Raw genomic sequence first — 24,100 nt, 5'->3', positions numbered from 1 at the left:
TTTTATGGGCTTCGGAACCCTTGGACCGTACGAGAGCCGAACGGCTTTGCGGAACGCGTCACGTACTGAGCGTATCGTTGCGTTTTGGTCGGGCCCGTCCCAACGGTCTGTACGAACGTCTCGGTTACCCCTTAGTAGAGATGACGTACGCGTTCCCGAGGTACACGATGGGGAACGGTGCAGATACAGGGAAAACCCACCGTAGACAGCCCTCTGACAGCGAAGGAACAGCGTGGCTTCCGGATCCGATCGCAACCCGATCATCATTGGCGGCCTTCCCAGCCAGGTCCCGGACTTCGATCCTGAGGAGACTCAGGAGTGGCTCGACTCCCTCGACGCCGCCGTCGACGAGCGCGGCCGTGAGCGGGCCCGCTACCTGATGCTGCGGCTGATCGAGCGGGCACGCGAGAAGCGCGTGGCCGTGCCCGAGATGCGCAGCACGGACTACGTCAACACGATCGCGACCAGGGACGAGCCGTTCTTCCCGGGCAACGAGGAGATCGAGCGCAAGGTCCTCAACGCGACCCGCTGGAACGCGGCCGTGATGGTCTCCAGGGCGCAGCGTCCCGGCATCGGCGTCGGCGGCCACATCGCGACCTTCGCCTCCTCCGCCTCGCTCTACGACGTCGGCTTCAACCACTTCTTCCGCGGCAAGGACGAGGGCGACGGCGGCGACCAGATCTTCTTCCAGGGGCACGCCTCGCCGGGCATCTACGCCCGCGCGTTCCTCCTCGACCGGCTCTCCGAGCAGCAGCTCGACGCGTTCCGGCAGGAGAAGTCGAAGGCGCCCTACGGCCTGTCCTCGTACCCGCACCCCCGGCTGATGCCGGACTTCTGGGAGTTCCCGACGGTGTCGATGGGCCTCGGCCCGCTCGGCGCGATCTTCCAGGCGCGCATGAACCGCTACATGGAGGCGCGCGGCATCGCGGACACCTCCAAGTCCCACGTCTGGGCGTTCCTCGGTGACGGCGAGATGGACGAACCGGAGTCGCTCGGCCAGTTGTCGATCGCCGCGCGCGAGGGCCTGGACAACCTGACCTTCGTCGTGAACTGCAACCTCCAGCGCCTCGACGGCCCGGTGCGCGGCAACGGCAAGATCATCCAGGAGCTGGAGTCGCAGTTCCGGGGCGCCGGCTGGAACGTCATCAAGCTGGTCTGGGACCGCACCTGGGACCCGCTGCTCGCGCAGGACCGCGACGGGGTGCTGGTCAACCGCCTGAACACCACGCCGGACGGCCAGTTCCAGACGTACGCCACAGAGACGGGCGCGTACATCCGCCAGCACTTCTTCGGCGACGACCACCGGCTGCGCGCGATGGTCGAGGGCATGACCGACGACCAGATCCTGCACCTCGGGCGCGGCGGCCACGACCACAAGAAGATCTACGCGGCGTTCTCGGCGGCCAAGGAGCACAAGGGCCAGCCGACGGTGATCCTGGCGCAGACGGTCAAGGGCTGGACGCTCGGCCCGAACTTCGAGGGCCGCAACGCCACGCACCAGATGAAGAAGCTGACGGTCGCCGACCTCAAGGGCTTCCGCGACCGGCTGCACCTGCCGATCACCGACAAGGAGCTGGAGGACGGCGCGCCGCCGTACTACCACCCGGGCCGGAACTCGGAGGAGATCCAGTACATGCACGACCGCCGCAAGGGGCTCGGCGGGTACGTCCCGACGCGCGTCGTGCGGTCGAAGCCGCTGGTCCTGCCCGAGGACAAGACGTACGCGAGTGTGAAGAAGGGCTCGGGTCAGCAGTCCATCGCCACGACCATGGCCTTTGTGCGACTGCTCAAGGACCTCATGCGGGACAAGGAGATCGGCAAGCGGTTCGTGCTGATCGCGCCCGACGAGTACCGCACCTTCGGCATGGACTCGTTCTTCCCGAGTGCGAAGATCTACAACCCGCTCGGCCAGCAGTACGAGTCGGTGGACCGCGAACTGCTCCTCGCCTACAAGGAGTCGCCGACCGGCCAGATGCTGCACGACGGCATCTCGGAGGCGGGCTGCACGGCCTCGCTGATCGCGGCGGGTTCGGCGTACGCCACCCATGGCGAGCCGCTCATCCCGGTCTACGTCTTCTACTCGATGTTCGGTTTCCAGCGAACGGGTGACCAGTTCTGGCAGATGGCCGACCAGCTGGCGCGCGGTTTCGTGCTGGGCGCGACCGCCGGACGTACCACGCTGACCGGTGAGGGCCTCCAGCACGCGGACGGCCACTCGCAGCTGCTCGCCTCGACCAACCCGGGCTGTGTCGCCTACGACCCGGCGTTCGGCTTCGAGATCGCGCACATCGTCCAGGACGGTCTGCGCCGCATGTACGGCTCGTCCGAGGAGCACCCGCACGGCGAGGACGTCTTCTACTACCTCACCGTCTACAACGAGCCGCTCCAGCACCCGGCCGAGCCGGAGAACGTGGACGCCGAGGGCATCCTGAAGGGCCTGTACCGCTTCAGCGAGGGCACCTCGGGCACGATCCCCGCGCAGATCATGGCCTCCGGTGTCGCCGTCCCCTGGGCCGTCGAGGCGCAGCGGATCCTCTCCGAGGAGTGGAACGTCAGGGCGGACGTCTGGTCGGCGACGTCCTGGAACGAGCTGCGGCGCGAGGCCGTCGACGTGGAGCGGCACAATCTGCTGCATCCCGAGGAGGAGCAGCGCGTCCCGTACGTGACGCGGAAGCTCTCCGCCGCCCAGGGCCCGTTCGTGGCGGTCTCCGACTGGATGCGATCGGTTCCCGACCAGATCGCCCGGTGGGTGCCCGGCACCTATCAGTCCCTCGGCGCGGACGGCTTCGGCTTCGCGGACACGCGGGGCGCGGCCAGGCGTTTCTTCCACATCGACGCGGAGTCGATCGTGGTCGCCGTGCTGACCGAGCTGGCCCGTGAGGGCAAGGTGGACCGGTCGGTGCTGAAGCAGGCGGTCGACCGCTATCAGCTGCTCGACGTGACGGCGGCCGACCCGGGCGCGGCGGGCGGCGACGCGTAGCCGTCGGTACGGAGGAGCGGGGGCGGCGGGCACGGGCCCGCCGCCCCCGCTCCTCCCTTTTCTTCCTACGATGCGGGCATGAAGGAAGAATCGGCACAGGATCGCTGGGAACGGCGCACCCAGCGGCCCCTGCTCGTCCTCGCGGTGGCGTTCGCCCTCGCGTACGCCGTGCCGATCGTGGACAGCGGCGCCGGCCGTTCGGTGGCGGGCGTCTGCACGGTCGTCGAGTGGGTGGTGTGGGGGGCCTTCGCCGCCGACTACCTCGTCCGGCTCACTCTCGCCCGGCAGCGGCGGGACTTCGTCCGCACACACTGGCTGGACCTGTGCGCCGTCATCCTGCCGATCCTTCAGCCGCTGCGGCTGCTGCGGCTGGTCTCCACGCTGATGCTGGTGGGGCGGCGCGCTCGGATGGCCTCGCAGATCCGGCTGACGACCTACGTCGGGGGCGCGGTCATCGGCCTGCTGATGTTCGGCTCGCTCGCCGTGCTGTCGGTGGAACGGGACTCACCGAACGGGAACATCAAGACGCTGGGTGACGCGGTGTGGTGGTCGTTCACGACGATGACGACCGTGGGGTACGGCGATCACGCCCCGACCACGGGGATGGGCCGCGTGCTGGCGGTCGGCCTGATGCTCTCGGGGATCGCCCTGCTGGGTGTGGTCACCGCGAACATCGCCGCCTGGTTCATCTCCCGGTTCGAGAAGGACGACGTGGAGGAGCGGCGGCAGACCGCGGCGATCGAGGCGCTCGCGGAGGAGGTGCGGGCACTGCGGGCGGAGGTCGCCGCTCTGACGGGCGGCCCGGGAATGCTGCCGCATCCGCTGTCGGCGGGGACGGAGGAACACTCCCCCACGTAGATCCCGGGGGACACATGGACCTGGGACCAGGGACCAGGGGACGGTGGAACGCCCCCGTACGGACCAGTGGGCCCGCGCGCCGCTCGGGGCGGCGCGCGGGCCCACGGATCGTGACAGCCGCTCGCTCGGCCGGTGTCAGAGCAGGCCGTTGCCCGCGCCTCCTGCCAGCCAGATGACCGCCAGGAGCGTGTCGATCGCTCCCAGCACCAGGGCTATCAGGGCCGGCACCGGACCTGAGCCGGTCCAGCGGCGGCCCATCGCGAGCCAGCCGCAGACCATCGCGGCCGGCCCGAGGACGATGCCCAGCGTGAAGAAGCCGGCCACCGCGCACACGACGCCGACGATCCCCAGGGTCGCGCGGTCCGGCCCGGTCCGTGCGCCTGTACGGCCACGTGAACGGGGGTGCCTGCGCGTACCGTTTCCGAAGCCCGCCATCATCAACTCCTGAACTCCCGTGACCTCGCGGTCGGTTCGGGTCGATGAGTCGGGTACCCCCGTTCCACGCCGCCAGGCCTGCGCACGCGCGGTCCCCCTCCGGCGGCGCGCCGCAGAACCGGTCACCCTCCAGGCCTTACGGAGGACGTGACCCCCTGCGACCTGCGGCGCGTCCGAACGGGGGAATCCCCGGCCCGATCACTCCGATGGGCGAAAACTCTCCAGGGAAAGTCCGGGCCGGCGGGTCCGTCAGATGTGTCCGGCGCCCGCTCCCGCGGCCTCCGCGTTCTCGCCCCGCTTGGTGAGCAGCGCGACGAAAACGGCCACGACGGCGACTCCCGCGGCGACGAGGCAGGCGAGGCTCATGCCGGAGATGAAGGTGTTGTGGGCGACGTCGGTGATCCGCGCGGCGATCTCCGGCGGAGTGTCCTTGGTGACCGGCGCGATGCCGACCCGGACCGCCTCGGAGGCCTGGTCCAGCTGGGCCGGGGTGAGCGGCGGCAGCTTGGCGTCGGCCCAGTTGCCCGCGAGGTCGCCGTCGACCTTGGAGGCCATGACGGCGCCCAGGACGGCGGTGCCGAGGCTGCCGCCGATCTGCATGGCGGCCTGCTGGAGACCACCGGCGACACCGGAGAGCTCCATCGGGGCGTTGCCGACGATGACCTCGGTGGCTCCGACCATGACCGGCGCGAGGCCGAGGCCGAGGCCCGCGAACCAGATCGACATGACCAGGCTGCTCGTGTCCGTGGCCAGCGTGGACATGCCGTACATGGAGATCGCGGTGAGCGCCATGCCGCCCGCCAGCGGGATGCGCGGGCCCGTCTTCGTGATCAGGAAACCGGCCAGCGGCGAGCCCACGATCATCATTCCGGTCAGCGGCAGCAGGTGCAGGCCGGCCTCGACCGGCTTCATACCGTGCACGGTCTGCAGGTAGAAGGTGACGAAGAACAGTCCGCCGAGGAAGGCGATGGCCATCAGGACCATCAGGACCACACCGGCCGACAGCGGCACCGAGCGGAACAGCGCGAGCGGGATCAGCGGCTCCTTGACGCGCTTCTCCCAGAGGGCGAAGAGCGCGAAGCCGAGGATCGAGGCGCCCAGGAAGGACCAGGTCTGGACGGAGCCCCAGCCCCAGGCCGGGGCCTTGATGAGCGCCCAGACCAGGCAGAACATGGCGCCGGAGAGCAGCGCGATGCCGAGGAGGTCGAAGGAACGCGGGGCGTTCGCGGCGCGGTGGTCGGTGAGGATCAGCACGCCGAGGACCAGCGCGATGACGCCGACGGGCACGTTGATGAAGAACACCGACTGCCAGCTGACGTGCTGGACGAGCAGACCGCCGAGGATCGGGCCGCCGGCGGTGGAGGCGCCGATGACCATGCCCCAGATGCCGATCGCCATGTTCAGCTTCTCGGCCGGGAAGGTGGCGCGGAGCAGACCGAGCGCGGCCGGCATCAGCAGGGCGCCGAACAGGCCCTGGAAGACGCGGAAGGTGACGACGAAGGCGATGCTGTGGGAGAGCCCGATGGCGCCCGAGGCGGCGGCGAAGCCGACGACGCCGATGAGGAAGGTCTGCCGGTGGCCGAACCGGTCACCGAGCTTGCCGGCGGTGATCAGGGTGACCGCGAGGGCGAGGAAGTAGCCGTTGGTGATCCACTGGACGTCGGCGAAACTGGCGCCGAGGTCCTGCTGGATGGCGGGGTTGGCGATGGCCACGATGGTGCCGTCCAGGGCCACCATCATGACCCCGACGGCCACGGTGATGAGGGTGAACCACGGATGGCCGCGCAGGCCCGTGGACGGGGCCCGGTCCAACGGGGAGACCGGAGTCTTGTCCCCCGGGCCCGTCTTGTCGATGGTGGTCTGACTAGTCATTTTTCGAGGCTAGTGACAGCCACTGACAATTGACAAACCAAATCACAAGTCGGTAACTGTCACGTTACTCACAGATAGGCTGAACTGGGCGAACAGTTCGGAGAGGAGGGGAGCGACACCATGACGGACACGGTCGGCACGGCGGCGGAGACGGCGGCGCCACCCCCCGGGCTGCGCGAGCGCAAGAAGCAGCGCACCCGGGACGCGCTGCTGCGGGCCGCCCTCGAGCTGTTCACCACCCAGGGGTACGAGCGGACCACCGTCGACGAGATCGCCGACGCGGTCGACGTCTCCCAGCGCACCTTCTTCCGCTACTTCGCGGGCAAGGAGGACGCGGCCCTCTTCCTGCAGCGGCTCACCGAGTCGCACTTCGTCGCCGCGGTACGCGAAAGGCCGCCCCACGAAGCCCCCTTGGAGGCCCTGCGCCGGGCGGTCCTGGAGAGCTGGGACACCATCGGCGAGGCGATCGAGGCCGTCGTGCCGATCGAACTGCACATGCGCACCTACCAGTTGATCGAGTCGACACCCGCGCTGCTTGCCGTGCACCTGCGCCGCTCGGAGGAGATCGAGGAGGAGATCGCCCGGCTGATCGCGGAGCGTGAGGGCCTCGATGTGGACGCGGACCCGCGCCCGCGCATCGCGGTCGCCGTGTTCGGCGGGGTGATGCGGGTGACGGGCCGCCTGTGGGGCGCCGGCGAGGACACCAGCGTGGAGGCGATCCGTGAGCTGACCGCCACCTATCTCGACCATGTGGGGCCCGCGTTGGCGGAGAAGTGGGGCACCGCGCCGCGGTGACACCCGGTGACGCTCCGTCGCCGTCGCGGCGCGGGCCGGACGGCGACCGCCGGCACGGCGCCCTTCACCGGCCTCGCGCGACACCCGCGGGCGTCCGCGCGCGGAACCCGGTACGCACTCGCGCACGTTGTACGGATGACGTGCGCACGAGATCTCCGCGGAATCCCCGCAACCACACAACACCCCCACGCCGAGCGGCACATATCGCACACGCGTCGCAGAGATCCACGTACAGAGCGTCACTATTTATCTCAAACTGAACCCGGTTTGCCCCAATCGCCCCATGAGAAACGTGATCCCAGTCACTCGTTTAACGGGAGGCTCCTCACTTCTCCTAGGGTGTCCTCTCAGTGACTTCCTTCGACACAACCCCCCAACTCAACGTCTGGCGCGCACTGCTCGCGCTGGCCGTGGTGTTCGTGATGCTGGCCACCAGTGGCTGGACCGCACTCCACAGTCACCGAGCGGCTTCTCCGCTCCAGGCGTCCCGCTCCGCGTGGGAGCACGGCAGTATCGCCGGACAGCGTCTCCCGGACCCGGACTCCGCTCCGGACCGGCTGGCCCGCTTCTTCACCACGCTCGACGCCCAGCAGCTCGCCCGGCTCGCCCACCGCTACCCGCTCGCGGTCGGCAACATGAACGGGGCGCCGGTGACCTTGCGTTACGAGGCGAACCGTCTCGCGCTGAAGCACGAGCGCAAGGTCGAGCACAAGCGCATGCACGACAACCGGCTCTCCTCGCTCGGCCAGCACGACGCGGGACGCCGGATGCACCGCTACGAGGCACTGCTGCACAAGAGCCGCAAGATCCTCGCCTTCGACCCCAACGGCTCGGGGCGGGTCGCCGAGGTCTTCGGCAACCTCGACAAGGCGGACCGCGTCTCGGTCGTGGTGCCCGGCGTCGACACCGATCTGCTCACCTTCCAGCGCACGTACAAGAAGTACTCGGCGCCCGTCGGCATGGCGAGTTCGCTGTACCGGGCGGAGCGCGCGGCCGACCCTGGTGCGCGCACGGCCGTGATCGCGTGGGCCGACTACACGGCGCCCAGCGGTCTGGGCATCGACGCGGCCACCGCCATGCGCGCCGAGGACGGCGCGGTACGGCTGAACGCGCTGGTGCGGGCGCTGCCGGGGACCACGGAGGTGGCGCTGTACTGCCACAGCTACGGCTCGGTCCTGTGCGGTGTGGCCGCCCGCTCGCTGCCCTCCCGGGTCTCCGACATAGCCGTGGCGGGCAGCCCCGGCATGCGGACGGGGAAGGCGGCGAACCTGCACACCACCGCCCGGGTCTGGGCGATGCGCGACGCGGACGACTGGATCAAGGACGTGCCGTACATGGAGGTCGGCGGCCTCGGGCACGGAGCGGACCCGGTGTCGAAGGGGTTCGGGGCGCGCGTCCTGTCCGCCGACGGGGCGAAGGGGCACGCCGGCTACTTCGAGCCGGGTACGGACAGTCTCCGCAACTTCGCGGAGATCGGCATTGGCGCGTACCGCGCGGTCCAGTGCGCGCACGACGATGACGCGTGCCGGACGGGTTTGTCCGCCGGCGCGTCGGTCTGACGCGCGTAGAGGACGAAAAACTGCGGTCCGCCCGGAGAGGCGACGGAGGCTTGCGTGCCGCATACGATGGCCCGCATGGGTGACGTACTGGCCGGATTTCATGCCGCCTGGGAGTTCGAGTCCGACTCCGTGCTCATCCGCTTCGAACGGGGGATCCGTACGCCGAAGCTGTTCCAGGCGCTCGGCGAACGCCGCATCCCCCTGGAGGCGATCGCGGCGGTGACGCTGACGCCCGGGAAGCGAGGCACGGTCGTTCTGCGTGCGGTGCCGAGGCCCGGCGCCGATCCGCTGATGGAGGCGGCCGCGGGACAGCTCAAGGAAGGGTGCGACCCCTACCGTCTGGTGCTGCCCGCCGAGCGCGAGACGCTCGCCGAGTACTACGCGGACGAACTGCGCGGACAGCTCGCCGCGGACGACGAGCCCGCCGAGCGCTATCTCGTGAGACCCCCCGAGGCGCCCCTGCACTTCAAGGCGTACGACGGGAAGGCCACCTTCGACGGCAAGGCGGTGTCCTTCCGGTGGTTCTGGACGGGCGCGTCCTCGGCGAAGTGGAAGGCCGGCGACCAGACCTTCCCGGTCTCCGCGCTGTGCGGGGTCGAGTGGCGCTCACCGGAGGTGTTCGAGGGCCATCTGCGACTGCTGCGGCGGGACCCCGCGCCGGCCCAGCCCGCCCAGGCGGACCAGGATCCGGCGGCGGTCGTCTTCGGGCTCGGGTACGGGCCCGTCCACGAGTCGCTGCCGTTCGCGGCGGCCGTCCTCGCCGCCACGCGCTCCGCCGGTCCCGCGCCCTCGGCCGCGTCCTCGGCGCCGCGCCGGGACCCGGCCGACATCGCCGACCGGATCCGGCATCTCGGGGAACTGCACGAGGCGGGGCTCGTCACGGACGAGGAGTTCTCCGTCAAGAAGGCGGAGCTGCTGGCCCAGCTGTAGCCGCGGGGACGGCGCGGCCCGGGCGCCGCCCGTCCCGGTCCGCGATCCCGTCGTCCCTCGTCAGGACCTCTCCGAGGCGAGGGCGCGCCCCGCGTCCCCGTAGAAGCTGATCTTCCGGTCGAGCACGGCGAGCGTGTCCTGGAGCTCCGCGATCCGGGCCTTGACGTCCCGGCGGGTCTCCTCCAGGAGTTCGTAGCGCTCCATGTAGGTGTGGTCGCCCGCGCGCACCATCTCCGCGTAGCGCACCATGTCGGCGACGGGCATCCCGGTGAGCCGGAGCTTGCCGACGAGGCCGAGCCAGTCCAGGTCGCGGTTGCTGTAGCGGCGCTGGCCGGTGTGCGAGCGGTCGATGTGCGGCATCAGCCCGATGCGCTCGTACCAGCGCAGGGTGTGCGCGCTGAGGCCGGTGAAGGCGACGACCTCGCTGATCGTGTAGTTGTCCCGGCCGTCAGGGCGCCGCTCCCTCTCGGGAGGACCGGCGCAGGTGTCGGCCCCGGTCCCGGTGGCCTCGGCTGTGGTCTCCATCACCGTCATGGCCCCCACGCTAAAACCTTCGAGTGCACTCCAAGCAAGCGGAATCCGTCGAAAATGCGAGGACGTGGCCGGGATGCGGTGGCTACCGTGCGGATCATGAGTCTCGTACGCCGTGCCACGCCCGAGGACGCCGGGGAAGTGCTGCGCCTGCGCCAGGTCATGATCGACTCGCTCTTCGACGGCGGCGGCTCCGCCGAGTGGCACGCCGCGTCGCTGCCCACCGTGCGGGGGAAGCTCGCCGACGCCGAGGGGTCCTTCGTGGCCTTCGTGGTCGACCATCCGGACCGCCCGGAGGCTCTCGCGGCCCTGGTCGCCGGGACGATCGAGTACCGGATCGGCCGGGCGGACAACCCGCACGGCGCGGTCGGACACGTGTTCAGCGTCGCCACCGATCCGGACGCCCGGCGCCGCGGATACGCCCGCGCCTGCATGGAGACCCTGCTCGACTGGTTCCGCGAGCGGGGTGTCGCCCACGTCGACCTCAACGCGTCCGCCGAGGCCGAGCCGCTCTACGCGGCCCTCGGGTTCGTCCGCAAGCCGGACCCCTCGATGCGGCTGAGCCTGTGAGGCATCTAGGCTCGACAGCATGTCCTTGCAGAGCCTGGCGCTGATCTCGAACTGGCCCGTTCCCACCGCCGCCGCCGCGGTCGTCCGCGCGGACGGCACGGTGGCCGGCTCGCACGGGCCGGGGCAGCACCGATTCGCGCTCGCCTCCGTCACCAAGCCGATCACCGCGTACGCCGCGCTCGTCGCGTACGAGGAGGGGGCGATCGAGCTCGACGAACCGGCCGGGCCCACCGGTTCGACGGTCCGTCATCTGCTCGCGCACACCTCCGGTCTGGCCTTCGACGAGCACCGGGCGACCTTCACGCCCGGGGAGCGGCGGCTGTACTCCAACGCCGGCTTCGAGGTGCTCGGGGACCACATCGCCAAGGCGGCGGACATGCCCTTCGCGGAGTATCTGCGCCAGGCGGTCCTCGAACCGCTCGGCATGACCGCGACGACGCTGGACGGCTCGCCCGCGAGGGACGGCATCTCGACGGTCGAGGACCTCGTGCGGTTCGCCGCCGAGCTCCAGGCGCCACGGCTGCTCGACCCGCGTACCGTCGCGGAGGCGATGACCGTCCAGTACCCCGGGACCAAGGGCGTCCTGCCGGGGTACGGCCACCAGAACCCCAACGACTGGGGACTCGGCTTCGAGATCCGCGACTCCAAGTCCCCCCACTGGACCGGCGGTTCGTCCTCCCCGCGGACCTTCGGCCACTTCGGGCAGTCCGGTACGTTCCTGTGGGTCGACCCGGTCGTGGGCGCCGCCTGTGTCGCGCTGACCGACCGGGCCTTCGGCCCCTGGGCCATCGAGGCGTGGACCCCCTTCACCGACGCGGTCCTGGCCGACCTCACCTCCTGACGACGGCCGGCGGCGCTTCCCGGGCACTCAGCGGAACGCCGCCGCGTTGCGCCGCGCCCAGGCCGCGAAGGTGCCCGGTGCCCGTCCGAGGACGCGCTCCACGTCGGGGCTGACCCGCCGCTCCTCCTCGGTCGGCTCGCCCAGGACCGCGAGGGTGCCCTCGACCACGGGCGGCGGCATGAAGCGCGCCATCAGGGCGCGCGCCTCCTCGCGGGTCTGCTCGGTGAAGCGCACCGGCTCGCCCAGGGCGGCAGCGATCGCCGCGGCCCGTTCGCGCGGGGTGGTCGGCGCGGGACCGGTCAGGGTGTAGGTGGCCCCGGCGTGCGTTTCCTCGCGCAGGGCGGCCGCCGCGACGGCCGCGACGTCCTCGGGATCGACGAAGGGCAGGCCGACGTCACCGAACGGCGCGGCGGCCTCGCGCCGGGCGCGGATCGACTCGGCCCACGCGAAGGCGTTGGCGGCCATTCCGCCCGACCTCAGGATCGTCCAGTCCAGTCCGGACTCCCGTACGGCCGTCTCGAAGCGGACCGGGTGCCCGTAGGCCTCGGGGCGGGTTCCCGCGCCCTGTGAGGACAGCAGCACCACCCGGCGGATCCCGGCGGTCTTCGCCGCCTCCAGGATTCCCCGCGGGTCCTCGCCCGCGACCAGCAGGAACAGTGTCTCGGCGCCCTCGAACGCGGGCCCGAGCCCGTCCGGTTCGGCCAGGTCGGCGGCGACGGCCCGGACGCCTTCGGGCACATCGGCCCCGGTGATCCTCCGGGCCACCGCCGTCACCGGCAGTCCGCCTCCGGTGAGCGTCCGCACCAGCGCGCGTCCGACGTTCCCGGTCGCACCCGTCACCACGTACATGGGGATCTCCTCGACTGATTTCGACGACAAGTTAGTCAGTCAGCTGACTTACTTCGATGGCAGGACGCTAGCAAGGCGGGGCGCGGGCTGTCTATAGTCAGTCGGGTGACTGACTCAGAGAAGTCCCGGGGACCGCGGGCCCGAGCGGCCGGCAAGCGGCGGCAGCTGACGGCGGCCGCGGCCCGGGTGCTGCACGAGCAGGGCGTGGAACGCACGACGATCGCCGACATCGCCCACGCCGCCGAGGTCCCGGCGGGCAACGTGTACTACTACTTCAAGACCAAGGACGAGCTGGTCGAGGCCGCCCTCGCCGAGCACTCCGGCCGGCTCCGGGAACTCACCGACGCACTCGACCGGCTCCCCGACCCGCGGGCCCGCCTCAAGGGGCTCATCGAGGCATGGGTCTCCGGGCGGGACACCGCGGCGCGCTACGGCTGCCCCACCGGCACCCTCGCGGCGGAGCTCGGCAAGCGGGAGGAGGGCGGCCTCGACCTCACGGCGGGACAGGTCGTCCGCCAGCTCCTCGACTGGGTCGAAGCGCAGTACAGGGAGATCGGTGCCATCGACCCCGGGGGCCGCGCCCTGGCGCTGGTCGGCGCCTACCAGGGCATGTCCCTGCTCTCCCACGCCCTGCGCGACCCGGAGATCATGACCCGCGAGGGAGAGCGGCTGATCCGCGAGCTCGACGCGTCGGCGTAGGCGGTGGTCCGAACGGCATCCCGGTGTCAGCCGACCGCCATCTCCCACACGAGCAGCTCGGCGGGAGCGCCCGCGACCACTTCCAGGTCCTTGGCGTCCGTGATGCGGGCCGCGTCGCCCTCCCCCAGCTCCTCGCCGTCCAGGCGGACCTCACCGCGCACGACATGGACGTAGACGAAGGGCGCGTCGGGGACGGCCGTGCGCTCGCCCGCCGTCAGCCGGCGCACATGGAGCATGGCACCCGCCTCGGGAACGGCGTACGGGGTGGAGTCGGCGATGCCGTGGACGGTCTCGTACGCGGGGTCGCCGCCCGGTTCCAGCGGTGCCAGCCACATCTGGACGAAGACCAGCGGCAGCTCGCCGTCGTTGCGCTCGGCGTGCCGGACGCCGCCCGCGGAGCTCAGCCGCTGGACATCGCCGTGCCGCAGCACCGACTCGTGTCCGGCCGAGTCGCGATGGGTCAGCTCCCCTTCCACCACCCAGGTGACGATCTCGGTGTGGCTGTGCGGGTGCTCGTCGAAGCCGGCGCCGGGGGCGAGCCGCTCCTCGTTGCAGGCGATCACCGCGCCGAAGCGGAGATTGTCGGGGTCGTAGTGCGGGCCGAAGGAAAAGGCGTGGAGCGAGGAGATCCCGGCCGCCGGGTCCCCTCCGCGGTAGCGCTCGTCGGCGCGGCGGACGTCCATCACATCCACCACGGTAGCCCCGGCCCGGCGACCGCCCCGCCCATACTTGCGACCCGGCGCCGCACGGCTCCGTCCTGATAAGGCAGTCTTGTCCCGTGCCCGAACCCGAATCCAGCAACACCGAGCGCCCAGCGCACGACGTCCACACGCACTCCGCGACCCTCAAGCGGCTGGAGAAGTCGGCCGGCAGTCTCGCCGCCCAGGCCATCACGCGGATGGACGAGACGCTGCCGTGGTACCGGGCCATGCCGCCGGAGAACCGGTCGTGGATCGGCCTGGTCGCCCAGGCCGGTATCGCCGCCTTCACCGAGTGGTTCCGGCACCCGGACGCGCCGCAGGCCATCTCCACCGATGTCTTCGGCACCGCGCCACGCGAGCTGACCAGGGCCATCACGCTGCGCCAGACGGTGGAGATGGTGCGGACCACAATCGAGGTCATGGAATCGGCCATCGACGAGGTGGCGGCTCCCGGCGACGAGTCCGTGCTGCGCGAGGCGCTCCTGGTCTACGCCCGCGAGATCGCCTTCGCCACCGCCCAGGTGTACGCGCAGGCGGCGGAGGCACGCGGTGCCTGGGACGCCCGGCTCGAATCGCTCGTCGTGAACGCGGTGCTCTCCGGCGAGGCCGACGAGGGCGCCGTCTCCCGGGCCGCCGCGCTCGGCTGGAACTCGCCCGAACATGTCTGCGTGGTGCTGGGCACGGCACCCGACGGTGACAGCGAACTGACGGTCGAGGCGATCCGCCGGGCCGCCCGGCACGCCAAGCTGCAGGTGCTGACGGGGGTGCTCGGGGACCGGCTGGTCGTCATCGCGGGCGGCAGCGACAACCCGCTCGCCGTCGCCAAGTCACTGATCGGTCCGTACGCCGCCGGATCCGTCGTCGCCGGGCCGATCGTGCCCGATCTGCTCGCCGCGACCCGGTCCGCGCAGGCCGCGGCGGCCGGGCTGAAGGCATGTTTCGCCTGGCAGGACGCCCCGCGCCCGGTCCTGGCGGACGATCTGCTGCCGGAGCGCGCGATCGCCGGAGACCCGTCCGCCCGCGAGCAGTTGGTGGAGGAGATCTACAGACCGCTGGAGGAAGCCGGCTCCGCGCTGCTGGAGACGCTCAGCGTCTATCTGGAGCAGGCGAGCAGCCTCGAAGGCGCCGCCCGGATGCTCTTCGTCCATCCCAACACCGTGCGCTACCGGCTCCGACGTGTGACTGACGTCACCGGCTGGTCGCCCTCGGATGTACGATCCGCGTTCACGCTGCGGATCGCGCTCATCCTGGGGCGTCTGGCCGATGGAGATCCCCAAACCTAGGCTTTTGTCGGGGACCTACAATTCCCCCTCGTGTTCTTCGTCCCTGTCCCCACGGGCGGCCGTGGCCGTCCACAAGAGAGAGTGTGAGAGTGCTCGTACTCGTCGCTCCCGGCCAGGGCGCTCAGACGCCCGGCTTCCTGACTCCTTGGCTCGACCTCCCCGGCGCCGCCGAACGCCTCGCCGCGTGGTCGGACGCCATCGGGCTGGACCTTGCCCACTACGGCACGCAGGCCGACGCGGACGCGATCCGCGACACGGCTGTCGCCCAGCCGCTCCTGGTCGCCGCCGGTCTCCTGTCCGCCGCGGCACTCGGTGACGTGACCCCCGGTGCCGTCGCCGGCCACAGCGTCGGCGAGATCACCGCCGCGGCGTTCGCGGGCGTGCTCGACGACACCGCCGCGCTGACCCTCGTACGCAAGCGCGGCCTGGCGATGGCCGAGGCCGCCGCCATCACGCAGACCGGTATGTCGGCGCTGCTCGGCGGAGACCCCGACACGACGGTCGCGCACCTGGAGAAACTGGGACTGACCCCGGCCAACGTGAACGGCGCGGGCCAGATCGTGGCCGCCGGCACGCTGGAGCAGCTGGCCGCCCTGGAGGCGGACAAGCCCGAGGGCGTCCGGCGCGTCGTGGCCCTGAAGGTGGCGGGCGCGTTCCACACCGTCCACATGGCCCCCGCGGTCGAGGCGCTGGCGAAGGCCGCCGAGGACCTGAGCCCGGCCGACCCGCGGATCACCTACGTCTCGAACCGCGACGGTCAGGCCGTCGGCTCCGGTGCCGAGGTCGTCTCGCGCCTGGTCGGCCAGGTCGCCAACCCGGTCCGCTGGGACCTGTGCATGGAGACCTTCAAGGAGCTCGGCGCCACCGCGCTGATCGAGGTGTGCCCCGGCGGCACGCTGACCGGTCTGGCCAAGCGCGCGCTGCCCGGCGTCACGACGCTGGCCCTGAAGACACCCGACGACCTCGACGCGGCTCGCGAGCTCATCGCCGAGCACAGCGCGGCCTAAGGAGCCCGAGAGCATGTCGAAGATCAAGGCACCCAAGGGCGCCCCCTACGCGCGCATCCTCGGCGTCGGCGGCTACCGTCCCGTCCGGGTGGTGCCCAACGAAGTGATCCTGGAGACGATCGACTCGTCCGACGAGTGGATCCGCTCGCGCTCCGGCATCGAGACGCGGCACTGGGCCTCCGACGAGGAGACCGTCGCCGCGATGTCGATCGAGGCGTCCGGCAAGGCCATCGCCGACGCCGGGATCAACGCCGACCAGATCGGCGCCGTGGTGGTCTCCACCGTGTCGCACTTCAGCCAGACCCCGGCCATCGCCACCGAGATCGCCGACAAGCTCGGCACGAACAAGGCCGCGGCCTTCGACATCTCGGCCGGCTGCGCGGGCTTCGGCTACGGCCTGACCCTCGCCAAGGGCATGATCGTCGAGGGTTCGGCCGAGTACGTCCTCGTCATCGGCGTGGAGCGGCTGTCCGACCTCACCGACCTGGAGGACCGCGCGACGGCCTTCCTCTTCGGCGACGGCGCGGGCGCGGTCGTCGTGGGTCCCTCCGAGGAGCCGCACATCGGCCCCACCGTCTGGGGCAGCGAGGGCGACAAGGCCGGCACGATCAAGCAGACCGTGCCGTGGGACCGCTTCAGGATCGGCGACGTCTCCCAGCTCCCGCTCGACTCCAAGGGCGAGATCAAGTTCCCTGCCATCACGCAGGAGGGCCAGGCGGTGTTCCGCTGGGCCGTGTTCGAGATGGCGAAGGTCGCCCAGCAGGCGCTGGACGCGGCCGGGATCAGCTCGGACGACCTGGATGTCTTCATTCCCCACCAGGCCAACGAGCGGATCATCGACTCGATGGTGAAGACGCTGAAACTGCCGGGACACGTCACGGTCGCGCGTGACGTGCGCACCACCGGCAACACCTCGGCCGCCTCGATCCCGCTCGCAATGGAGCGGCTCCTGGCGACCGGTGCGGCGAAGAGCGGCGACACCGCGCTCGTCATCGGCTTCGGGGCGGGTCTCGTGTACGCCGCGACGGTCGTTACCCTCCCCTAGGCACTCCGTACCGGATCACCCGGTCCGTACGGAAAACCGCCACCCCTCTGGAAACACACCGAAGGAGCGCCTGACATGGCCGCCACTCAGGAAGAGATCGTCGAAGGTCTCGCCGAGATCGTCAACGAGATCGCCGGGATCCCCACCGAGGACGTCCAGCTGGACAAGTCCTTCACCGACGACCTGGACGTCGACTCGCTGTCCATGGTCGAGGTCGTCGTCGCCGCCGAAGAGCGCTTCGACGTCAAGATCCCGGACGACGACGTCAAGAACCTCAAGACCGTCGGCGACGCGACCGACTACATCCTCAAGCACCAGGCCTGATCTTCCGGTCACCTGGGCCGACCGCCCGGGTTCGCCCGGGCCCCGTGCCCTGGTTCGCCCGGACTGATGCCCCGCCACCCGGCGGTGGCGCCGCTGAATCCTCGTATCCGTTGGAGAAAGAATTCCCGTGAGCCCGACCAATCGCACCGTGGTCGTCACCGGTATCGGCGCAACCACACCGCTGGGTGGCGACGCAGCCTCTACCTGGGAGGGCCTGATCGCCGGACGTTCCGGTGTACGCCCCCTGGAGCAGGACTGGGCCGCCGACCAGGCGGTCCGTATCGCGGCGCAGATCGCCGTGGAGCCGAGCGAGGTCATTCCCCGCCCGCAGGCCCGCCGCCTGGACCGCTCGGCGCAGTTCGCGCTGATCGCGGCCAAGGAGGCCTGGGCGAACGCCGGTTTCACCGACAAGGCGGGCGAGGACCCGAGCGTCGACCCCGACCGGCTGGGCGCTGTCATCGCCTCCGGCATCGGTGGCGTAACGACCCTGCTCGACCAGTACGACGTGCTGAAGGAGAAGGGCGTACGCCGCGTCTCCCCGCACACCGTTCCGATGCTGATGCCGAACGGTCCGTCCGCCAACGTGGGGCTCGCCGTGGGCGCCCGCGCCGGTGTGCACACCCCGGTCTCGGCCTGCGCCTCCGGCGCCGAGGCCATCGGCTACGCCATCGAGATGATCCGCACGGGCCGCGCCGACGTCGTCGTCGCCGGTGGCACCGAGGCGGCCATCCACCCCCTTCCCATCGCCGCGTTCGGCAACATGATGGCGATGTCCAAGAACAACGACGACCCGCAGGGTGCCTCGCGCCCCTACGACGTCGCCCGTGACGGCTTCGTCCTCGGCGAGGGCGCCGGCGTCCTCGTCCTGGAGTCCGCCGAGCACGCCGCCAAGCGCGGTGCCCGGGTGTACGCCGAGGCGGTCGGCCAGGGCATCTCGGCCGACGCGCACGACATCGTGCAGCCGGAGCCCGAGGGCCGCGGCATCTCGCACGCCCTGCAGAACCTGCTCGACAACACCGACCTGGACCCCGCCGAGATCGTGCACGTGAACGCGCACGCCACCTCGACGCCGGCCGGTGACGTGGCCGAGCTGAAGGCGCTGCGCAAGGTGTTCGGCGACGAGGCCGACCACTTCGCGGTCTCCGCCACCAAGTCGATGACCGGTCACCTCCTCGGTGGCGCCGGCGGCGTCGAGTCGGTCGCGGCCGTGCTCGCCCTGTACCACCGGGTCGCGCCGCCGACCATCAACGTCGAGAACCTCGACCCCGAGGCCGAGGCCGCCGCCGACATCGTCCGCGGCGAGGCGCGCAAGCTGCCCGTCGAGGGCCGGATCGCCGCGCTGAACGACTCGTTCGGCTTCGGTGGGCACAACGTGGTCCTGGCGTTCCGTACCGTCTGACGCCGGGTTCTCTCCGCTGAACGGCGTGTGGCCCGCATCCCCTTGCCGGGGGTGCGGGCCACACGCCGTTCGTCGTCGGTCGGGTGCCTTCCGCGGACCGCTCCCCCGCGGGGTGCTTGTCCGTACGGGTCACACCACCTGGTGCAGCCAGCGGACCGGGGCGCCCTCGCCCGCGTAGCGGAAGGGCTCCAGTTCGTCGTCCCAGGGCTTGCCGAGAAGCTTGGCGAGGTCGGCCTCCAGGTCGCTCTCGCCGCGCTGGGAGCGCAGGAGCGCGGCGCGCAGGCGGTCCTCGGGGATGAGGATGTCGCCGTGGATGCCGGTGACCGCGTGGAAGATGCCGAGCTCGGGGGTGCAGCTGTAGCGCTCGCCCTCGGCGGTGGGGCAGGGCTCGGCGGTGACCTCGAAGCGCAGCAGGTGCCAGCCGCGCAGCGCGGAGGCGAGCTTGGAGGCGGTGCCGACCTCGCCCTTCCAGGAGAACTCGGATCTCCAGGTGCCCGGCGCGGCGGGCTGCCGGATCCAGTCGAGGTTGACGCGCGTGCCGAGCACCCCCGCGACCGCCCACTCGACGTGCGGGCACAACGCGCGGGGCGCGGAGTGCACGTAGAGAACTCCACGTGTCGTCACTGGGGCCTCCGGACAGAGCGAGACATCTTGTAACTTAGCGGAACGGCAGTGGCAGGGCGGCCACGGGGCGAGGCTACCGTGCGGCGGCGCAAGGAGTGTGACGTACCGTCGGTCCAAGCGCCGTGAACCTCCGAGGTTTCACCCGGCGGGACGCGTCCGGACCCCCTTGCCGGGGGGCCGGGGTCGTCCCCCGGGCAGAGACGGCCGCCCAGGGAAACGCGGTGCGACCGACCGTGTACGACGTGGTGCGACCGACCGTGCGGAACGGGTGCCGACCAACCCTGTACAACGAACGAGGGGACCAGGGGATGCGGAATCGCAGCCACCGTTCACGGGCCGTCCTCGCCTTCTCGGCGGCGACGGCTCTTCTGGCCATCGCCGCGTGCGACGCCACCGGTGGCAATTCCTCCGCGCCGAGCGGCACGGGAGCGCGGCCGTCCCCGAAACCCGCGCCGGTCTGGGACCGCAGTCCGGAGTCCATGGCCGCGGTCGGAGACTCCATCACCCGCGGCTTCGACGCGTGCAGCGTGCTGTCCGACTGCCCCGAGGTGTCGTGGGCGACCGGCAGCGATCCGCAGGTCAACAGTCTCGCCGTACGCCTGCTCGGCACGACCGGGGCGGCCGATCGCAGTTGGAACTACGCGGTGACCGGTGCCCGGATGGCCGACCTGCCCGGTCAGATGGCGCAGGCCGCGACCCGGAAGCCGGAGCTGGTCACGGTGATGGCGGGCGCCAACGACGCCTGCCGCTCCTCCACATCGGCGATGACCTCCGTCGCCGACTTCCGTACCGCCTTCCAGGACGCGATGGACACCCTGCGCGGCACTCTGCCCAAGGCCCAGGTGTACGTGTCGAGCGTTCCGGATCTGAAGCGGCTGTGGTCCGAGGGGCGCGGCAATCCGCTCGGCAAGCAGGTCTGGAAGCTGGGCATCTGCCCCTCGATGCTCGGCGACGCGGACTCGCTGGACTCGGCGGCGACACTGCGGCGCGGAAAGGTGCAGGACCGGGTGGAGGCGTACAACCAGGTGCTCCAAGAGGTGTGCGCCAAGGACCGGCGCTGCCGCTTCGACGGGGGCGCGGTGTTCGACTACCGCTTCGGGACCGACCAGTTGAGCCACTGGGACTGGTTCCATCCGAGCAAGAACGGACAGGCGCGACTCGCGGAGATCGCCTACCGGACCGTCACCGCCCGCAAACCGGTGACCTAGGGTTTCCCTCATGAGTGAACTTTTCGGCACACTTTCCGACGGCACCCCGGTCCACCGCTGGACGCTGGAGCGGTCCGGGGTCCGGGTGCGCGTGCTCACGTACGGCGGGGTCGTGCAGTCGGCCGAGGTGCCGGACCGGGACGGGCGGGCCGTGGACGTGACGCTGGGCTTCCCCGACCTGGCGGGCTACACGGCGCATCCGGGGCCGTATCTCGGGGCGCTGGTGGGGCGGTACGCGAACCGGATCGGGGGCGCCCGCTTCTCGCTGGACGGATCGGACCACCACCTGGACCCGAACGACGGGTCCAACTCGCTGCACGGCGGTGACGGCGGCTTCGACAAGCGCGTGTGGGACGCCGAGCCGGTCGGACACGGCGTTCGGCTCTCCCGGGTCAGCCCGGACGGCGAGGAGGGCTTCCCTGGCCGCCTGGAGGTCTCGGCGACGTACACGCTCGACGAGCGGGGTGCGCTGCACATCGCCTACGAGGCGGTCACCGACGCGCCGACCGTCCTGAACCTGACGAACCACACGTACTGGAACCTGAGCGGCTCGGGCAGCGCGCTGGGGCACGAACTCCGCCTCGACGCCTCGCGGTTGACGCGGGTGGCCGCGGACCTCATTCCGACCGGGGAGATCGACCCCGTCGAGGGCACGCGGTTCGACTTCCGGGAACCCCGCAAGACCGGCGCGGGATACGACCACAACTACGTGCTCGACAAGGGGGTCACCGCCGCTCCCGTGGAGGTCGCCGAGCTGCACGATCCGGCGTCCGGGCGGGTGCTGACCGTGTCGACCACCGAACCCGGCCTCCAGCTCTACACCGCCGATCACCTGAGCGGCCCCTTCGCCCCCAACGACGGCATCGCGCTGGAGACCCAGCACTTCCCCGACTCCCCCAACCGGCCGGAGTTCCCGAGCACGGAACTGCGGCCGGGCGACGTGTTCAGGTCGGAGACGGTGTACGGGTTCTCCGTGCGGGACTGAGGGCTGGGCGGCCGGTCCTCGTTCCGCGTGACACGGGGCGGAGGAGAGAGCGGCGAGCCCCGGTCCGGAGGTCAGGTTCCGGACCGGGGCTGCTCGAGGGGCGTACGCCGGTCACGCCTCGATGATCGTGCTCAGTCGGCGGTCCGTGAGGGAACGGCCTGCCTGAATCTCGTACGAACCCTTCACAAACGCCCAGGCGCCCGCGGCGGTGTCCCAGACCTCGAAAGCGCGGCGCGGGAGTTCCACGACGGCCTCGACGCTGTCGCCGGGTCCGGCCTCGACCCCCGCGAAACCGGCGAGCGCGCGGACGGGCCGCTCGGCGTCGGGTTCCGCCGGGGCGAGGTAGACCTGGACGACCTCACGCCCGGCGCGCTCCCCGGAGTTGCGGACACGGACGGTGACGGTGCGGCCCTCGACCGCGATCGACTCGTACGTCCACTCGGTGTAGCCGAGGCCGTGGCCGAAGGCGTACGAGGGGGTCCTGCCCTCCTTCTCCCAGGCGCGGTAGCCGATGAAGACGTCCTCGGTGTACGGGAGTTCGCCGTCGGCCGGGCGTACCTGGGTGACCGGGGCGTCGGCGAGGGAGCCCCAGGTGGTGGGGAGGCGGCCGCCCGGCTCATGGGCACCGGTGAGGACGTCTGCGAGGGCGGCGCCGCCCTCCTGGCCGGGGAACCAGCTGAGGAGCACGGCGGCGACCTCGTCACGCCACGGGAGTTCCACCGGGGAGCCCGAGTTGACGACCACGACGGTGTTCGGGTTGGCGGCGGCGACGGCGTGCACCAGCTCGTCCTGCCGGCCCGGGAGCCGGAGGTCCGCCCGGTCGAAGCCCTCGGACTCGACGCGGTCGGTGGTGGCGACCACGACGACGGCGGTGTCGGCGGCGCGGGCCGCCTCGACCGCCTCGGCGATCAGCTCGTCCGGGTCGCGCACCGGCTCCTGGTGGGCGAGCGAGAAGCCGACGACCTTCATCGGGACGCCCTCGGGGAACGCGACGACGTGGGTGAGGGAGACCTCGACCGGTTCGCCCGCGGTGAGTTCGGCCTGACCGCGGGGTACCGGGGCGCCGAAGAACGTCACGAAGGGGTCGTCCTTGGCGGCGCCCTGGACGTCGTCGAAGTACGTCGTGCCGTCGACGGTGAGGGTGAACGCGCCGAGGCCCTTGATCCCGAAGGTGTGCGGGCCGCTGTCGCGCGGGGTGAAGGTGCCGGTGAGCTCGACGGTGTGGAGGGTGTCGGGGGTGACGCCCTCGGGCAGGTCGTCGCCCATCCACTGGATCTGGCCGTTCGGGGCGGAGGCGGTGGCGATGATCTCGCCGGCCGCGTCACGGCAGACCGCGCGCAGCTCGAACCCCTTGTCGGCGACGGGGAGTTCCACCGTCGGGTCGGCGCCGACGGCGTAGCTGAGACTGCCTTCGGGGAGGGCGGCGGTGAGTCCGTCGAGGGGCGAGACGATCCGGGCGGGGAAGACGGTGGCGGAACCGCCGCCGAGGACGCGGGCGTCGCGGGCGGCGGCACCGATGAGGGCCACCCGGTGCCCCTCGGCCAGTGGCAGGGCGCCTTCGTTGCGGACGAGGACGAAGCCGCGACGGGCGATCTCGCGGGCCAGCGCCTCCCCGTCCACGGCTTGGGGCGGCTCGGTCACGACCGGCTCGGCGCCCTCCAGGACGCCGACGCGGGCGGCGAGGCGGAGCACGTTGCGGACGGCCGCGTCCACCGTGGCCTCCGCCACCTCGCCGGCGCGGACGGCGGCGGCGAGCGGTGCGCCGTAGACGGTCCTCGGGCCGGGCATGGCGACGTCGAGGCCGCCCTCGATCGCGGCCCCGGTCGAGCGGGCGGCCATCCAGTCGGAGACGTTGAAGCCGTCGAAGCCCCATTCGCCGCGCAGGATCTCGTTCACGAGATAGCGGTGCTCGGACATCGTCGTGCCGTTGACCGAGTTGTAGGCGGTCATGATGCCCCAGGGGTGGGCGTTCTCGACGATGGTCTCGAAGGGGGCCAGGTAGAGCTCGCGCAGCGCGCGTTCGGAGACGAGGTTGTTCACCGTGAAGCGGTCGGTCTCGGCGTCGTTGGCGACGAAGTGCTTGACGGTGGTGCCGACTCCGCCGGACTGCACGCCCCGGACGTAGCCACTGCCGATCGCGCCGGTCAGGAGCGGGTCCTCGCTGTAGGCCTCGAAGTGGCGGCCGCCGAGCGGCGAGCGGTGCAGATTGACGGTCGGGGCGAGCAGGACGTGGACGCCCTTGCGGCGGGCCTCCTGGGCGAGCAGCGTGCCCGCGCGGCGGGCCAGGTCCGGGTCCCAGGTGGCGGCGAGCGCGGTGGGCGAGGGGAGGGCGACGGAGGGGTCGTCGGCGGTCCAGTGGACGCCCCGGACGCCGATGGGCCCGTCGGACATGACGAGGGACTCCAGTCCGATCTCGGGGAGCGCGGGCAGCGTCCACATGTTCCGGCCGGACAACAGCCGGGCCTTCGCGTCCAGGTCGAGCCTGCCGAGGGCCGCCTCGACGACGGCCTCGCGGGCCGCGTCCGCCTCCGTGCCGTTCCGGTCCTTCGCCGTCTCCACCGCAGTCTCCGCCATGGCGGCACCTCCTCGTTGAAAGCCGTCGGTC

General features: G+C 71.2%; 22 protein-coding genes. 15 read left to right on the top strand and 7 right to left on the bottom strand.

What is annotated here, in order from left to right; translation table 11 throughout:
* Nucleotides 1–232 precede the first annotated feature (232 nt).
* Together aceE and OOK38_RS20890 are read left to right on the top strand one after the other, a co-directional pair.
* Complete coding sequence (gene aceE / locus OOK38_RS20895; RefSeq protein ID WP_266848668.1) at nt 233–2,980, top strand: pyruvate dehydrogenase (acetyl-transferring), homodimeric type; 2,748 nt, start codon at nt 233–235, stop codon at nt 2,978–2,980.
* 78 nt (nt 2,981–3,058) lie between these two features.
* Entirely contained in the window at nt 3,059–3,838 is a 780-nt protein-coding gene (locus OOK38_RS20890; RefSeq protein WP_266758295.1) for a potassium channel family protein, read from the top strand.
* A gap of 135 nt (nt 3,839–3,973) precedes the next feature.
* On the opposite strand, the gene OOK38_RS20885 is transcribed toward OOK38_RS20890, so the two are convergent.
* Nucleotides 3,974–4,276 (bottom strand): small hydrophobic protein, encoded by a 303-nt coding sequence (locus OOK38_RS20885; protein ID WP_266758296.1) that lies wholly within the window; start codon nt 4,274–4,276, stop codon nt 3,974–3,976.
* A 246-nt stretch (nt 4,277–4,522) separates the two neighbouring features.
* A complete protein-coding gene (locus OOK38_RS20880) occupies nt 4,523–6,145 on the bottom strand; it encodes an MFS transporter (RefSeq protein ID WP_266758298.1) in 1,623 nt (540 codons plus the stop codon).
* 120 nt (nt 6,146–6,265) lie between these two features.
* On the opposite strand from OOK38_RS20880, the gene OOK38_RS20875 reads away from it, so the two are divergent.
* The 3 genes from OOK38_RS20875 (at nt 6,266) to OOK38_RS20865 (ending at nt 9,429) form a co-directional block, all read left to right on the top strand.
* A complete protein-coding gene (locus OOK38_RS20875; protein WP_266758300.1) occupies nt 6,266–6,940 on the top strand; it encodes a TetR/AcrR family transcriptional regulator in 675 nt (224 codons plus the stop codon).
* Nucleotides 6,941–7,290: 350 nt separating this feature from the next.
* Complete coding sequence (locus OOK38_RS20870; protein ID WP_266758302.1) at nt 7,291–8,499, top strand: alpha/beta hydrolase; 1,209 nt, start codon at nt 7,291–7,293, stop codon at nt 8,497–8,499.
* A 75-nt stretch (nt 8,500–8,574) separates the two neighbouring features.
* Nucleotides 8,575–9,429 carry a DUF4429 domain-containing protein gene (locus tag OOK38_RS20865; protein WP_266758304.1) on the top strand — a complete coding sequence of 285 codons (855 nt, stop codon included), beginning with the start codon at nt 8,575–8,577 and terminating at the stop codon, nt 9,427–9,429.
* Between the two features lie 60 nt (nt 9,430–9,489).
* Here the strand turns inward: OOK38_RS20865 and OOK38_RS20860 are convergent, their stop codons facing one another.
* Complete coding sequence (locus OOK38_RS20860; protein WP_266758306.1) at nt 9,490–9,963, bottom strand: MerR family transcriptional regulator; 474 nt, start codon at nt 9,961–9,963, stop codon at nt 9,490–9,492.
* A gap of 96 nt (nt 9,964–10,059) precedes the next feature.
* Between OOK38_RS20860 and OOK38_RS20855 the strand changes: the two genes are divergently transcribed.
* Both OOK38_RS20855 and OOK38_RS20850 read left to right on the top strand, forming a co-directional pair.
* Entirely contained in the window at nt 10,060–10,530 is a 471-nt protein-coding gene (locus tag OOK38_RS20855; protein WP_266758308.1) for a GNAT family N-acetyltransferase, read from the top strand.
* A gap of 19 nt (nt 10,531–10,549) precedes the next feature.
* A complete protein-coding gene (locus OOK38_RS20850) occupies nt 10,550–11,371 on the top strand; it encodes a serine hydrolase (RefSeq protein WP_266758309.1) in 822 nt (273 codons plus the stop codon).
* A 27-nt stretch (nt 11,372–11,398) separates the two neighbouring features.
* On the opposite strand, the gene OOK38_RS20845 is transcribed toward OOK38_RS20850, so the two are convergent.
* Nucleotides 11,399–12,220 carry an NAD(P)H-binding protein gene (locus tag OOK38_RS20845; protein WP_266848666.1) on the bottom strand — a complete coding sequence of 274 codons (822 nt, stop codon included), beginning with the start codon at nt 12,218–12,220 and terminating at the stop codon, nt 11,399–11,401.
* Nucleotides 12,221–12,325: 105 nt separating this feature from the next.
* Here OOK38_RS20845 and OOK38_RS20840 point away from each other — a divergent pair, with 105 nt between their 5' ends.
* On the top strand, nt 12,326–12,919 hold the full coding sequence (locus OOK38_RS20840; RefSeq protein WP_266848664.1) for a TetR/AcrR family transcriptional regulator: 594 nt from the start codon (nt 12,326–12,328) through the stop codon (nt 12,917–12,919).
* A 26-nt stretch (nt 12,920–12,945) separates the two neighbouring features.
* Here OOK38_RS20840 and OOK38_RS20835 read toward each other — a convergent pair whose 3' ends face one another.
* Entirely contained in the window at nt 12,946–13,602 is a 657-nt protein-coding gene (locus OOK38_RS20835) for a pirin family protein (protein WP_266849366.1), read from the bottom strand.
* Nucleotides 13,603–13,697: 95 nt separating this feature from the next.
* Between OOK38_RS20835 and OOK38_RS20830 the strand changes: the two genes are divergently transcribed.
* From OOK38_RS20830 to fabF, 5 genes are all read left to right on the top strand, one after another.
* Entirely contained in the window at nt 13,698–14,903 is a 1,206-nt protein-coding gene (locus OOK38_RS20830; RefSeq protein WP_266758314.1) for a CdaR family transcriptional regulator, read from the top strand.
* 89 nt (nt 14,904–14,992) lie between these two features.
* Nucleotides 14,993–15,910, top strand: a complete 918-nt coding sequence (locus OOK38_RS20825) for an ACP S-malonyltransferase (protein WP_266758315.1) — start codon at nt 14,993–14,995, stop codon at nt 15,908–15,910.
* Nucleotides 15,911–15,923: 13 nt separating this feature from the next.
* Nucleotides 15,924–16,955 (top strand): ketoacyl-ACP synthase III, encoded by a 1,032-nt coding sequence (locus tag OOK38_RS20820; protein WP_266758317.1) that lies wholly within the window; start codon nt 15,924–15,926, stop codon nt 16,953–16,955.
* A gap of 75 nt (nt 16,956–17,030) precedes the next feature.
* Nucleotides 17,031–17,279, top strand: coding sequence for an acyl carrier protein (locus OOK38_RS20815; RefSeq protein WP_028800941.1), 249 nt, complete (start codon nt 17,031–17,033; stop codon nt 17,277–17,279).
* Between the two features lie 127 nt (nt 17,280–17,406).
* The gene (fabF, locus tag OOK38_RS20810; RefSeq protein WP_266758319.1) at nt 17,407–18,678 is read left to right on the top strand and encodes a beta-ketoacyl-ACP synthase II; all 1,272 of its coding nucleotides are present in this window, start codon (nt 17,407–17,409) and stop codon (nt 18,676–18,678) included.
* A gap of 129 nt (nt 18,679–18,807) precedes the next feature.
* On the opposite strand, the gene OOK38_RS20805 is transcribed toward fabF, so the two are convergent.
* On the bottom strand, nt 18,808–19,302 hold the full coding sequence (locus tag OOK38_RS20805; RefSeq protein ID WP_261702513.1) for a DUF3145 domain-containing protein: 495 nt from the start codon (nt 19,300–19,302) through the stop codon (nt 18,808–18,810).
* A gap of 308 nt (nt 19,303–19,610) precedes the next feature.
* Here OOK38_RS20805 and OOK38_RS20800 point away from each other — a divergent pair, with 308 nt between their 5' ends.
* Together OOK38_RS20800 and OOK38_RS20795 are read left to right on the top strand one after the other, a co-directional pair.
* Entirely contained in the window at nt 19,611–20,510 is a 900-nt protein-coding gene (locus tag OOK38_RS20800; RefSeq protein WP_266848662.1) for an SGNH/GDSL hydrolase family protein, read from the top strand.
* Between the two features lie 10 nt (nt 20,511–20,520).
* On the top strand, nt 20,521–21,495 hold the full coding sequence (locus OOK38_RS20795) for an aldose epimerase family protein (protein ID WP_266758325.1): 975 nt from the start codon (nt 20,521–20,523) through the stop codon (nt 21,493–21,495).
* Between the two features lie 111 nt (nt 21,496–21,606).
* Here OOK38_RS20795 and OOK38_RS20790 read toward each other — a convergent pair whose 3' ends face one another.
* Entirely contained in the window at nt 21,607–24,069 is a 2,463-nt protein-coding gene (locus OOK38_RS20790) for a glycoside hydrolase family 3 C-terminal domain-containing protein (RefSeq protein ID WP_266848660.1), read from the bottom strand.
* Nucleotides 24,070–24,100 lie beyond the last annotated feature (31 nt).

The organism is Streptomyces sp. NBC_00568 (assembly GCF_026341855.1).
Classification (GTDB): Bacteria; Actinomycetota; Actinomycetes; order Streptomycetales; family Streptomycetaceae; genus Streptomyces.
Note: the sequence above shows the minus strand (reverse complement) of the source record. Positions and strands in the feature narration are given on the sequence as shown.